Source organism: Gilliamella sp. M0320, assembly GCF_016101635.1.
GTDB classification, from domain to species: Bacteria; Pseudomonadota; Gammaproteobacteria; order Enterobacterales; family Orbaceae; genus Gilliamella; species Gilliamella apis.
This window is the reverse complement of record NZ_JACFQD010000008.1, coordinates 103543-116863: the sequence shown is the minus strand read 5'-3', so window position 1 is coordinate 116863 and position 13321 is coordinate 103543. Positions and strand designations below refer to the sequence as shown.

At 35.1% G+C, this 13321-nt stretch carries 12 protein-coding genes; 4 read left to right on the top strand and 8 right to left on the bottom strand.

The features are described 5' to 3' along the window. Nucleotides 1–113 precede the first annotated feature (113 nt). Nucleotides 114–941, bottom strand: a complete 828-nt coding sequence (gene murI / locus H3T83_RS10385) for a glutamate racemase (RefSeq protein ID WP_198215708.1) — start codon at nt 939–941, stop codon at nt 114–116. 209 nt (nt 942–1150) lie between these two features. Here murI and metK point away from each other — a divergent pair, with 209 nt between their 5' ends. From metK to H3T83_RS10365, 4 genes are all read left to right on the top strand, one after another. Beyond that, nucleotides 1151–2302 (top strand): methionine adenosyltransferase, encoded by a 1152-nt coding sequence (gene metK, locus H3T83_RS10380; RefSeq protein ID WP_198215707.1) that lies wholly within the window; start codon nt 1151–1153, stop codon nt 2300–2302. After that, the gene (locus tag H3T83_RS10375; RefSeq protein ID WP_198215706.1) at nt 2286–2789 is read left to right on the top strand and encodes a SprT family zinc-dependent metalloprotease; all 504 of its coding nucleotides are present in this window, start codon (nt 2286–2288) and stop codon (nt 2787–2789) included. The genes metK and H3T83_RS10375 overlap by 17 nt, the downstream gene beginning before the upstream one ends. A gap of 257 nt (nt 2790–3046) precedes the next feature. After that, on the top strand, nt 3047–3421 hold the full coding sequence (locus tag H3T83_RS10370) for a hypothetical protein (RefSeq protein WP_065578339.1): 375 nt from the start codon (nt 3047–3049) through the stop codon (nt 3419–3421). Continuing rightward, complete coding sequence (locus H3T83_RS10365; protein ID WP_198215705.1) at nt 3415–4257, top strand: 23S rRNA (adenine(2030)-N(6))-methyltransferase RlmJ; 843 nt, start codon at nt 3415–3417, stop codon at nt 4255–4257. Before H3T83_RS10370 ends, H3T83_RS10365 begins: the two co-directional genes overlap by 7 nt. Before the next feature lie 83 nt (nt 4258–4340). On the opposite strand, the gene H3T83_RS10360 is transcribed toward H3T83_RS10365, so the two are convergent. The 7 genes from H3T83_RS10360 to fabD all read right to left on the bottom strand — a co-directional run bounded on the left by H3T83_RS10360 (nt 4341) and on the right by fabD (nt 13296). Then, nucleotides 4341–4709 (bottom strand): diacylglycerol kinase, encoded by a 369-nt coding sequence (locus tag H3T83_RS10360; RefSeq protein ID WP_086320906.1) that lies wholly within the window; start codon nt 4707–4709, stop codon nt 4341–4343. Between the two features lie 20 nt (nt 4710–4729). Beyond that, entirely contained in the window at nt 4730–5689 is a 960-nt protein-coding gene (gene accA / locus H3T83_RS10355; protein WP_198215704.1) for an acetyl-CoA carboxylase carboxyl transferase subunit alpha, read from the bottom strand. A gap of 239 nt (nt 5690–5928) precedes the next feature. Then, the gene (gene dnaE / locus H3T83_RS10350; RefSeq protein WP_198215703.1) at nt 5929–9408 is read right to left on the bottom strand and encodes a DNA polymerase III subunit alpha; all 3480 of its coding nucleotides are present in this window, start codon (nt 9406–9408) and stop codon (nt 5929–5931) included. A 416-nt stretch (nt 9409–9824) separates the two neighbouring features. Continuing rightward, complete coding sequence (fabF, locus tag H3T83_RS10345; protein ID WP_065614599.1) at nt 9825–11069, bottom strand: beta-ketoacyl-ACP synthase II; 1245 nt, start codon at nt 11067–11069, stop codon at nt 9825–9827. 154 nt (nt 11070–11223) lie between these two features. Beyond that, complete coding sequence (gene acpP / locus H3T83_RS10340) at nt 11224–11457, bottom strand: acyl carrier protein (RefSeq protein ID WP_025316503.1); 234 nt, start codon at nt 11455–11457, stop codon at nt 11224–11226. A gap of 150 nt (nt 11458–11607) precedes the next feature. Further along, complete coding sequence (gene fabG / locus H3T83_RS10335; RefSeq protein WP_086360910.1) at nt 11608–12342, bottom strand: 3-oxoacyl-ACP reductase FabG; 735 nt, start codon at nt 12340–12342, stop codon at nt 11608–11610. 18 nt (nt 12343–12360) lie between these two features. Further along, on the bottom strand, nt 12361–13296 hold the full coding sequence (fabD, locus tag H3T83_RS10330) for an ACP S-malonyltransferase (protein ID WP_110453793.1): 936 nt from the start codon (nt 13294–13296) through the stop codon (nt 12361–12363). Between the last annotated feature and the right edge of the window lie 25 nt (nt 13297–13321).

The window sequence follows — 13321 nt, the reverse complement described above, 5'->3', positions numbered from 1 at the left end:
AACACGACCTTTGTCTGCTTGTCGCTGACGCCGTGTCAGTGGATGCGCATTATAGGCACTTCTTTTTTTTTGGCAAGTGAAAAATTGCAATTATTTATTTGTTCGAATAAGCTTTAATCAGCACAAACGCTAATACAATGATATTTATTAAGATTATATTCAGTGAATTTTTTAGTTAATTTTTCAACTTGCTGATTATGCAATGTACTTATCACAATATTATCTAAAGTAGATAGTTTATTTAAGCTATTTAGATCATACTGATCATTAAGTAATGTATTAACTCTTGATGCAATTGCATATCCTGAATCGATAAAAGTTGTATTAGGAAAAAGTATTCTTAACTCATCTTTAATAAACGGATAATGAGTACAGCCAAGTACAATAGTATCGGGGATAGTAGATAAATTTAGCCATGGCTGCAATAACTTCTCCAGTTGCTGTATATCAACAGCAATACCTTGTAATTTATTTTCTGCTATATGGGCTAATTCAGATAAACCAAGCAATTTAACATCACAATCTGGAGCAAACTCCTGAATTAAATTACTGGTATATGCTCTTTGTATTGTTGCTTTAGTTGCTAATAACCCTATACATTTATTCTTAGTAATTTTACTAGCAGGCTTAATTGCAGGTACAACTCCTACAATTGGAAAAGGAAAGTTTGTCCGTAAACTTGGTAAACAAATAGTGCTAGCGGTATTACATGCAATCACCGCTAAATCAATAGAGTATGATTGCAAAATGGTAGCAATAATACGATTCACTCTAGCAATTAAATATTCAGATGATTTATCGCCATAGGGAAATCCTTCATTATCAAAAGCATAAATATAATGTAGATTCGGCATTTTATTATAGATTTCATTATAAATTGATAATCCACCGATACCCGAATCAAAAACTAATACTGTGGGAGATTGTTTTACAATATTCATATATAGTTAATGAAGGTTAAAAAAATAAACGAGCATATCCTAAATTGATTAAAATTTTATGCAAGTAATTTTGTTTGTGGTAGTACTGGCTTTTTTCAGAATAAATCATTAAAATGGACGTCTAGATGGTAAAACTGCTAAACACAAGCAACTTTAATAGTTATTTTATATTTAGAGAATTGCACTAAATAAGTTAAAGAAGGTAAAACATGTCAGAATTTCTATTTACTTCAGAATCTGTATCAGAAGGTCATCCAGATAAAATAGCCGATCAAATATCTGATGCAGTATTAGATGCTATTTTAGAACAAGATCCTAAAGCACGAGTTGCTTGCGAAACTTACATAAAAACCGGTATGGCATTAGTTGGTGGAGAAATTACAACTTCTGCATGGGTTGATATTGAAGAATTAACCAGAAAAACCATTAATGATATTGGTTATACTAGTTCAGAAATGGGCTTTGATGCCAACTCTTGTGCAGTTCTCAATGCAATTGGTAAGCAATCGCCGGATATTAATCAAGGTGTTGATCGTCAAAATCCACTGGAGCAAGGTGCTGGTGACCAAGGTATTATGTTTGGTTATGCAACGAATGAAATGCCTAATTTAATGCCAGCGGCAATTAGTTATGCTCATGATCTTATGCGTCGTCAAGCTGAAGTAAGAAAAAATGGTACTCTCCCATGGTTAAGGCCTGATGCCAAAAGCCAAGTCACATTGATTTACCAAGATGGAAAAATCCAAGGAGTCGATACTGTAGTTTTATCGACCCAACATTCAGAAGGCATTGAACAAAAAGAGTTGCATGAAGCGGTTATGGAAGAGATCATTAAACCAACGTTACCAAACGAGTGGTTAACTTCAAGAACAAAATATTTTATCAACCCTACTGGACGCTTTGTTATTGGTGGTCCTATGGGAGATTGTGGTTTAACTGGTCGAAAAATTATTGTTGATACCTATGGCGGTGCCGCACGTCATGGTGGTGGTGCATTTTCTGGCAAAGATCCTTCAAAAGTAGACCGCTCAGCAGCTTATGCAGCAAGATATGTTGCCAAAAATATTGTAGCCGCAGGACTTGCTGATAAATGTGAATTACAAATTTCTTACGCTATCGGTGTTGCTCATCCAACTTCTATTTATGTTAATACTTTTGGTACTAAAAAAATTGCTCATGACAAAATTATATCATTAATAAAAGAATTTTTTGATTTACGTCCTTATGGACTAATTCAAATGCTTGATCTTATCCAGCCAATTTATCAAAAAACGGCCAGCTATGGCCATTTTGGTCGAGATATCTTCCCTTGGGAAAAAACCGATAAGGCAGCTATTCTTCGCGATGCAGCAGGATTATAAACACATACCAATTTATCTACATAATCAAGTATTGGCTTGTTTAAGAACCCACTTAATTCAAGCCAATCAAATATTAAAAACCTATTATAAAGAGCCTAAAATCAGTTACAAACCTAAAGGTAGTATTGCTGGCTGCGCATTATTAACCCATTGGGAAATACAACTTAATAGCACAATGCTCTATGAGAATAAGGAAGATTTTATTAATGAAGTTGTGCCTCATGAATTAGCTCATCTCATTACTTTTCAATATTTTGGTAAAGTAAAACCTCATGGCAAAGAATGGCAATATGTCATGTCTAAAATAATGAAAAAAGAACCAAAAGTGACCCATAATTTCAAAATTAAACGCAATGGATATATATATTTTTGTGACTGCCAAGAGCATCATTTATCACCAATACGGCATAACAAAATTATAAATAATAAAACTAGTTATCAATGTCGTAAATGCGGTACTATACTCAAACTTAAAAATTGTATTTAATTTTGAAATAAATCATGCCTAATTTTGATACTCATTTTTACAAAAGCTCGATTTTCATTGTAATTTTAAGCCTTTGTCTTTACATCTTTGGTAACTTTTACATTCCATTATATGGAAAATTAACAGTTAGCTTAGTTGAACACTTCCAATCTCTGTTCTTATTATTTATGTGTTGTTACACATACTATTATGCTAAAAATTTCAAAAATCATGCGGATCTCTACAAATTTTGGATTTGGACAATTTTTTGGTGGTTTATGCTTTTTGGTCGAGGAATCAGTTGGGGACGAGATTTTTTCCCTGACGTACCGCGTTTTTATTACAAAATCATCGCTAGCATTATCATGGCAATACCCATATTAAGTATATTTTTACCAACCATTCGCCGAGAAATAGCTCGTCGATATAAATATGACACAATTCCGGTCTGGCATCTGTTTTTTGCCTTTCTGTTTTTAGGTATTGCTGACACGGCTGAACACCGTCGTTTAGGTTACCAATGGTTAGTTTTGGATCCCGAGCGCAAAGATCTTATTGAAGAGTTGATGGAGATTCCTTGTCTTTTGAGTCTTGCATTGACGACATTTTATATGCAAAAAAATGAACAAAAGAGGTTAAACAAAACATGTTAAGCTATCGCCATAGCTATCACGCAGGCAATCATGCCGATGTATTAAAACATATTGTATTAACATTATGTATTAACTCATTAAAAGAAAAAGAAAAACCATTTTTATACTTAGATACACATTCTGGCGCCGGTCGTTATTTACTACAAAGTGAACATGCTGAAAAAACAGGGGAATATTTATCAGGTATCAATTTAATTTGGCAACAATCAGAAACGCCTGAGTTACTAAACACCTATTTATCGGTTTTAAAACGTTATAACCCTTTTGATAAGTTGAAATATTATTTAGGATCCCCTTTAATTGCTAAACAATTATTAAGAGAACAAGACAAGATCAATCTTACTGAACTTCATCCTACAGATTATCCATTATTGCGACAAGAATTCAGTAAAGATAAGCGAGCTAAAGTATTAAGAGAAGATGGGTTTGCTCAATTAAAATCAAAATTACCCCCAGAGTCTCGACGTGGCATTGTTTTGATTGATCCTTCATATGAAATAAAAGATGACTATCAAAAAATCCCTAAAGCATTATTGGAAGCATATAAACGTTTCGCAACTGGCATTTATTTAATTTGGTATCCAGTTGTTTCTCGAACTCAAACACAAAAGATGATAGATGAAATTGTTAACTTAGGTATTAAGAAAATTTCTCAATTTGAATTTGCAATCAAACCAGATAATAACCAGAAAGGTATGACGGCTTCCGGTATGATAGTTATTAATCCGCCATGGAAATTACAGCAACAAATGCAAACCATTATGCCGTGGTTGAAAAGCACCCTTGATACAGAAAAAATGGGGAATTATCTTATTAAAGAATTAGTTCCAGAATGATTTCTAATGGTAATAAACCAAAAATGCGAGAACCTCTCGCATTTTTAATAAATAATATTTAAACAACAATTAAATAATAAAAATTAAGGAAAGAAATGACAAGCAAACAAATAAATCCATAAAATTATAGTTAGTAACAGGGAAAGAAAAACTGCTGCAGAACCATAATCTTTTGCCCGCCCTGACAATTCATGCCTTTCACTACCAATACGATCAACCACACATTCAATAGCACTATTAAGTAATTCAACAATCATCACAACGCCAATTGAACCCAATAATAAAATGCGTTCATAAATAGAAAAATCGATTAACATTACTGTTATATAAGCTAGAATTAATATAATTAATTCTTGACGAAATGCGACTTCATATTTTATTGCAGACTTAAATCCCTTCAAAGAATATTTTGTCGCATTAATAATGCGTTGCAATCCGGTCGGTTTATTCATATTTATATTCGATCCCTAAATTATCGTACATAACCGTAGTTCATAAGACGTTGGAATCTTCTTTCAAGCAGTTCTGATAATGCTAAACCTTCTAATTTATCCAGATCAGCTAATAATTGTGCTTTAAGTGAAGTAGCAATAGCAGTATAGTCACGATGAGCGCCACCAAGAGGTTCTGGTACGATAGAATCGATCAGATTCAATTTTATCAATTTGTCAGCAGTCATATTCATTGCTTCTGCTGCTACTGGCGCTTTATCAGCACTTTTCCATAAAATTGATGCACATCCTTCCGGAGAAATAACTGAGTAAGTACTATACTGTAGCATATTAACTTTATCTGCGACACCAATTGCAAGTGCGCCACCCGATCCACCCTCACCAATGACAGTACAAATTGTTGGTACATTTAATCGTGACATCTCACGTAGGTTACGGGCAATTGCTTCAGCTTGTCCTCTTTCCTCTGCACCAATTCCAGGATAGGCTCCTGGAGTATCAATAAATGTAATAATTGGTAACTTAAATCGCTCAGCCATTTGCATTAATCTCAATGCTTTACGGTAACCTTCTGGAGCAGGCATACCAAAGTTACGATAGATTTTCTGTTTAGTTTCACGACCTTTTTGGTGGCCAATCACCATAACTGGGCGATCATCTATACGCGCTATGCCACCAACAATTGCCTTATCATCAGCATAGGCTCTATCACCAGCCAACTCATCAAAATCAGTAAAAATTTCATTGATATAGTCTAATGTGTAAGGGCGATTAGGGTGCCTAGCTAATTGAGCCACATCCCAAGGCGATAGATTAGAAAATATTTTTTTAGTCAATTCACGACTTTTCTGATTCAATTGCTTAATTTCTTTATCTAAATTAATATCTAATTCAACTTGTTGCGAATCAATATTCTTTAAGGAATTAATTTTTGCTTCTAATTCCGCTATCGGCTTTTCAAATTCCAAAAAATTGTTCATAACGCTTGTGATTGCCTCTTGTATTATTTGTATTTTATTAAAAATACGTTACTAAATTTAGTATACTGACTATTTATTAAAATAAAATTAAACCAATTCTACTATGTAATTGTCATTGAAGTCATCAATATTTATTATTAATAGACTTAAACAGGTTAAATAGAACCTTTAATATTTATTTAAATCTTTATTTCTAAATAGCCCAAATTTTTATTACTTATTCGATTAATATAACTTAATTAATCAAATTCAAAATTCACACGCTCATTACCTAGTAAGGTTTTTAGTTCTATTATTAGTGCATCTTCAGGTACTATACGCCAAGTGGTACCAAATTGTAGGCGTACGATAGAGTCTTCTCTTTGATAATATAAATTAATTGGAACACTACCGTGTCGATAAGGTTCTATAATTTGCTGTAGTCGTTGTAGGATCGTCCGATTAACTTCAATATCAGTTAATGTAACAGCTAACCCTTTAACATATTTAGCCCGAGCATCTTTTAAGTCAACAATATCACGAACAGATAATTTAAACCCACCATTGAAATCATCATGACTTACTTGCCCTGAAACAATTAGAATTTTATCTTTTACCAGTAAATGACCAAATTTATCTAATGCTTCAGAAAAAAGCATGCCATCAATTCGCCCTGACCTATCATCTAAAGTAAATAATCCAATTTTATTACCTTTTTTGGTAATTCGAACTCTAGCATCAACAACAATACCGGCAAAAGTGGCCATTTTGCCCCATCCAGTTGGTGCTGCCTCACTAATACGAAGGCCCCCTGAATATCGATTAAGTTCTTTTAAATATTGGGTAACCGGATGGCCGGTTAAATAAAGTCCTAATGCTTCACGTTCACCATCAAGTAAAACTTGTGCTGGTAATTCAGGTACAGCAGCATATGCATGTTCAACTTGTTCTGGCTCTTCAGCAAGGACTCCGAACATATCTTCTTGACCAATATTCTGTGCTTTAGCATATTGATCTGCCGCTTGCATGGCATCATTAATACTATGTAAAATAGCTGCTCTATGTGGGCCCAATTTATCAAAAGCCCCTGCCATAGTTAATTTCTCTAAGACACGTCGGTTAATTTTTTTCATATCAGTTCGAGCACAAAGCTCAAAGATATTTTTAAAATATCCGCCGCTATTACGCGCCTCTACAATTGCTTCAATCGGCCCTTCACCTACCCCTTTTATGGCACCAATGCCATAAACAATTTCACCTTTATCATTCACATGAAAATGGTAAAGACCACTGTTAATATCTGGAGGATTAACTTGCAACCCCATTCTTAGACATTCGTCAACTAAACCAACAATTTTATCTGTATTGTCCATATCAGCTGTCATTACAGCAGCCATAAATTCAGCCGGATAATGAGTTTTTAACCATAATGTTTGATATGAAACCAGTGCATAAGCTGCGGAGTGAGATTTATTAAAACCATAGCCAGCAAATTTTTCAACCAGATCAAAAATATGCATTGAAAGCTCACCATCAACGCCTTGCTTTTCCGCACCTTCTTTAAAAACAGAACGCTGCTTAGCCATCTCTTCTGGTTTTTTCTTACCCATCGCTCGTCGTAACAAGTCTGCACCACCTAGCGTATAACCAGATAGTGTTTGGGCAATTTGCATAACTTGTTCTTGATATAAAATTATGCCATAGGTTGGTTCTAATATTGGTTTAAGAGATTCGTGTTGATGATTGATATCTGGATATGATACTTCTTCTCGTCCATGCTTACGGTCAATAAAATTATCTACCATCCCTGACTGTAACGGCCCCGGTCGAAATAAAGCAACTAACGCGATCATATCTTCAAAGCAGTCTGGTTTTAACCGCCTGATCAAATCTTTCATACCACGCGATTCCAATTGGAAGACCGCGGTAGTTTCAGCTTTTAATAATAATTGGAAAGATTCTTCATCATCTAATGGAATACGAGTAATATCAACTGCGGCCTTACCATCCCTTAACTGGCGCTCATTAATCATTTTAATCGCCCAGTCAATAATGGTTAAGGTACGTAATCCTAAGAAGTCAAATTTAACTAGTCCAGCATATTCAACATCATTTTTATCAAATTGCGTTACTGGATGGTGGCCTTCTGGATCACAATAAATAGGAGAAAAATCAGTAATCTTAGTTGGAGATATTACAACACCTCCAGCATGTTTACCTGCATTTCGAGTAACACCTTCCAATTGTCTTGCGATATCAATAAGAGACTTAACTTCTTCGTTATTATCATAAAGCTCTTGTAGTTGTGGTTCAGCTTCAAACGCCTTAGCTAAGGTCATACCAGGATCAAGAGGAATTAATTTTGAGATACGATCGACAAATCCATAAGGATGGCCAAGTACTCGCCCTACATCACGGATAACCGCTTTTGCAGCCATAGTACCAAAGGTAATAATTTGCGATACAGCATCTCGACCATACATATCAGCAACGTGATCAATAACCATATCACGCTTTTCCATACAAAAGTCGACATCAAAATCCGGCATTGAAACCCGTTCTGGATTCAAAAAACGTTCAAAAAGTAAATCAAATGCTAATGGATCTAAATCAGTTATTTTTAAAGCATATGCAACTAATGAACCTGCTCCTGAACCACGTCCAGGGCCAACGGGAATATCGTTATCTTTTGACCATTGAATAAATTCCATTACGATCAAAAAGTAACCAGGGAAACCCATCTGATTTATTACGTTTAATTCTGTTTCTAATCGTTCATCATATTCTGGACGTTTTTGTTTTCGTTCTTCGGGATCAGGAAAAAGAAATTCTAATCTCTCTTCTAAACCTTCTCGAGATTTATGTACCAAAAAATCTTCCGTCGACATATCACCAGTAGGAAATTGTGGTAGGAAATATTCACCAAGCCTTATAGTAACATTGCATCGCTTAGCTATTTCTACACTATTTTCTAATGCCTCTGGAATATCTGAAAATAAATCGCACATCTCTTGTTCAGTACGCAAATATTGTTCAGCTGAATAATTTTTCGGTCTATTAGGATCTTCAAGTGTATTACCATCATGAATAGCGACGCGAATTTCATGTGCTTCAAAATCCGAAGATTTCAAAAATCGTACATCATTAGTCGCCACAACAGGTAAGGCATGTTGTTCTGCTAGCTTAATAGCACTATGAATAAATAATTCTTCATTAAGGCGATTTGTGCGAACCAATTCAAAATAAAAGTGTTGATTAAAAGTTTCTTGATAAAAGTTAATTGCATCATCAATAATAGCCTGATTATCACGAATAATACCAATACCAATATCACTTTCACGACCAGCTAATATGATTAAACCATTGCGATGCAATGTTAACCATTCTTGATCAACAACCGGTAAATCTCCAATATAGCCACGCTGGTAAGCTTTAGAAATTAATAAAGTAAGATTTTGGTAGCCTTCATTATTTGCAGCTAATAATGTTAACCGATAAACCTCATCACTTAATTGTGAATTTTTAACAGCTAAATCGGCACCAATAATCGGTTTGATGCCCTTACCCATTGCTGAACCATAAAACTTCACCAGTCCACACAGATTGGTAAAATCAGTAATAGCAAAAGCAGGCATTTGCAACTTGCTGACTTCATTAACTAAAGCACCTACTTTAGCAATGCCATCAATCATTGAAAAATCGCTATGTAAGTGAAGATGAATAAACTTAGGTTCAGTCATATTTACCAAAAATAATTACTCCGAAAATTAGCCTCAATTATAGCATAAACCATATGAATATTCTTATTGTCTTTATTTATCGGAAAATCCCATAACGGACAAATAAAACTCGTTATTTATATTAAAAATTTTTAATAGTTAATCGCTTTATCCATCACGATATTTTGCTATTTTTAGTGATATACCTAAATATTAATATTAAATTAGTTAGTATTAACAGTTGGTTAGCTTCTTTGACACAGATATGAACTTTTTAAACTGATACTAACTAAATAAAGATTTTTAGATAATACAAATTAATATCAAAATTTATCCATAGGTATAACTACGATTATCGCTGAGGAAAACTTATCGTTTATGGGAGAAAACAATAAAAGGTGTGATTCCCATCACCAAATTGTGATGGGAAAAAAAGATTAGATCTTTTTAAATAAAACTGAACCGTTAGTACCACCAAAACCAAATGAATTACAAAGCGCATATTCTAAGTTTTTCACTTGACGAGCTGTATGTGGAACATAATCCAGATCACAACCCTCATCAGGGTTATCAAGATTAATTGTTGGTGGAACAGCTTGATCACGTAATGCAAGCACCGTAAAGATAGATTCAACAGCACCAGCAGCACCTAATAAATGCCCAATCATTGATTTAGTTGAACTTACCATTACTTTATTAGCGTTTTCTTGAAAAATACTTTTAACTGCCTGTGTTTCAGCTTTATCGCCAGCTGGAGTTGACGTACCATGCGCATTAATATATCCAACTTGTTCCGCTGTTATACCTGCATCTCGAATAGCACATTTCATAGCTAATGCTGCGCCACTACCATTTTCTGGAGGTGAAGTCATATGATAAGCATCGCCACTCATACCAAAACCAACGATCTCAGCATAAATTTTAGCGCCACGTTTTTTAGCATGTTCATATTCTTCTAAGAACATGATACCGGCACCATCACCAAGCACAAAACCATCACGGTCTTTATCCCATGGGCGACTTGCAGCTTTAGGATTATCATTGTTAGTTGATAATGCACGAGCAGCACCAAAACCACCAATACCCAATGGTGTACTGGCTTTTTCACCACCGCCGGCTAACATTGCATCGGCATCACCATAAGCAATCATACGTGCAGCATGACCAATATTATGCACGCCCGATGAACAAGCGGTAGCAATAGTAATACTTGGTCCTTTTAATCCGTAGATAATTGATAAATGACCAGCAATCATATTGACGATTGTTGATGGCACAAAAAATGGACTAATTTTACGCGGTCCACCATTAACTAATGCACTATGATTTTCTTCAATTAATCCTAGTCCACCAATACCTGAACCGATAGCACAACCAATGCGCTCTGCGTTTTCTTCCGTAACTTCAATGCCAGCATCTTGCATTGCTTGCATACCAGCAGCGATACCATATTGGATAAAATAATCCATTTTACGGGCATCTTTACGTGAAATATTATAATCTTCGCCATTAAAGTCTTTAACCATTGCGGCGAAGCGCGTTGCAAAAGGGGCTGTATCAAAGTGTTCTATAAGTTCTACGCCACTTTGACCTGCTAATAAAGCTTGCCAAGTAGACTCAACTGTATTACCTAATGGAGATATCATGCCCATTCCAGTAACAACAACTCTGCGTTTAGACACATTGTCCTCCAGAAAAGGATTGAAATGAAATTTGAATCATTGAAAATTTTATTATGAGTTTTCAGAATTTTACGTCAAATTAACTCTATAAAATAGAGACATAAATAAAAACTAGGCGATCATTTGACCGCCTATTGTGAAAACTCTGCTAACCTTATTGATTTGCAGTAATATAATCAATTGCTGATTGTACAGTCGTAATTTTTTCAGCTTCTTCATCAGGAATTTCTGTATCAAATTCTTCTTCTAAAGCCATAACTAATTCAACTGTGTCAAGAGAGTCAGCGCCAAGATCTTCAACGAAAGAAGATTCATTCTTAACTTCGTCCTCTTTCACACCAAGTTGCTCAACAATAATTTTCTTAACTCGCTCTTCAATAGTGCTCATACTCTTTTTTTTCCTATAAATATCGCCGAAAGTGGCGGTGAATGTAAGTTTATAAAATGTTGAAAAAGATGCCAATCATTTTTCAACCCAATTGCTTATTTTTTGTTCAAAACATCAAATTATTGGTTTATTTTACACTATTCTGATCAATTACACCATATACATGCCACCATTGACATGTAAAGTTTCACCTGTGATGTAAGATGCGTCATCAGAAGCCAAAAATGCCACCGCATTAGCAATCTCAGCTGGTTCACCTAAACGTCCTGCTGGTACTTGCGCTAATGTTAAAGCTTTTTGCTCATCCGTTAGTGCTTCTGTCATATCAGTTGCAATAAACCCTGGCGCTACCACGTTAACAGTAATTCCTCGAGATGCAACTTCACGTGCTAAAGATTTACTAAATCCGATTAATCCTGCTTTTGCTGCAGAATAATTAGCCTGACCTGCGTTACCCATAGTTCCTACAACTGAACCTATAGTAATAATTCGGCCATAACGTTTTTTCATCATAGTACGCATTAATGCCTTTGATAAACGAAAAACTGATGTTAAGTTAGTATCTAAAATGTCTTGCCATTCATCTTCTTTCATTCGCATTAATAAATTATCACGGGTAATACCTGCGTTATTAACTAAAATATCAATATCGCCAAACTCCGTTTTAATTGCATTAATAACTGATTCGATAGATGCTTCGTCAGTTACATTTAGTGCTAAACCTTTTCCGTTAGAGCCTAAATATTCACTTATGGCCTGTGCGCCTTTTTCTGTCGTTGCAGTACCAATCACTGTTGCACCACATGCAACTAATTTTTCCGCAATGGCCTTTCCAATTCCACGGCTTGCACCAGTTACTAAAGCAATTTTTCCTGATAGGTTCATAACTACCCCTTTTGTATTCTATTTAGTATTTTCAATTGCAACATCTAATGACTCTTTATCATTAACAGCACAAGCTGATAATGAATCAACAATTCGTTTAGTTAAGCCAGTTAAAACTTTACCTGGGCCCATCTCAACTAATAGTGTTACACCTTGTTTTGCCATTTCTTCAACCGTTTCAGTCCAACGAACTGGGCTATATAACTGGGCTATTAATGCTGCTTTAATATTTTCTGCAGATGATTCAACTTTAACATCAACGTTATTAATCACAGCAAATTGAGGTGCATTAAACGTCATATTATTTAAAGTTGTCGCTAGTTTATCAGCGGCTGGTTTCATTAATGCACAATGTGAAGGAACACTTACCGCCAATGGTAAAGCACGTTTAGCTCCGGCTTCTTTACAAAGCGCACCAGCACGTTCAACCGCTTCTTTATTACCAGCAATAACAACTTGGCCTGGTGAATTAAAATTAACTGGCGCGACAACTTGACCTTGAGCAGCTTGTTCACATGCTTTTCGAATTGAATCGTTATCTAAACCAATAATAGCAAACATTGCACCAGTACCACTTGGCACTGCCTCTTGCATTAATTTACCACGTAACTCTACTAATTTAATAGCGTCTTTAAAATCTATCACACCAGCACATACTAATGCTGAATATTCACCCAAACTGTGACCAGCCATAAATTCTGGTTGAGGGCCATTAATACTTTGCCAAACTCGGTAAATCGCAACCGATGCAGCAAGTAATGCCGGTTGTGTTTGCCAAGTTTTATTCAATTCATCAGCTGGACCCTCTTGCACTAAAGTCCATAAATCATAACCTAATACTTGTGATGCTTCATCGAAAGTTGATTTCACAACTGAATAATTTTCAGCAAGATCTTTTAACATACCAACAGCTTGTGAGCCTTGTCCTGGAAATACCATTGCAAATTTGGTCATTTTGAAATCCTTGATTACCTAAATA

Coding starts and splice junctions, on each gene's coding strand:
- murI (WP_198215708.1), bottom strand. CDS start 941: ATGAATATTGTAAAACAATCTCCCACAGTATTAGTTTTTGATTCGGGT.
- metK (WP_198215707.1), top strand. CDS start 1,151: ATGTCAGAATTTCTATTTACTTCAGAATCTGTATCAGAAGGTCATCCA.
- H3T83_RS10375 (WP_198215706.1), top strand. CDS start 2,286: ATGCAGCAGGATTATAAACACATACCAATTTATCTACATAATCAAGTA.
- H3T83_RS10370 (WP_065578339.1), top strand. CDS start 3,047: ATGCTTTTTGGTCGAGGAATCAGTTGGGGACGAGATTTTTTCCCTGAC.
- H3T83_RS10365 (WP_198215705.1), top strand. CDS start 3,415: ATGTTAAGCTATCGCCATAGCTATCACGCAGGCAATCATGCCGATGTA.
- H3T83_RS10360 (WP_086320906.1), bottom strand. CDS start 4,709: ATGAATAAACCGACCGGATTGCAACGCATTATTAATGCGACAAAATAT.
- accA (WP_198215704.1), bottom strand. CDS start 5,689: ATGAACAATTTTTTGGAATTTGAAAAGCCGATAGCGGAATTAGAAGCA.
- dnaE (WP_198215703.1), bottom strand. CDS start 9,408: ATGACTGAACCTAAGTTTATTCATCTTCACTTACATAGCGATTTTTCA.
- acpP (WP_025316503.1), bottom strand. CDS start 11,457: ATGAGCACTATTGAAGAGCGAGTTAAGAAAATTATTGTTGAGCAACTT.
- fabG (WP_086360910.1), bottom strand. CDS start 12,342: ATGAACCTATCAGGAAAAATTGCTTTAGTAACTGGTGCAAGCCGTGGA.
- fabD (WP_110453793.1), bottom strand. CDS start 13,296: ATGACCAAATTTGCAATGGTATTTCCAGGACAAGGCTCACAAGCTGTT.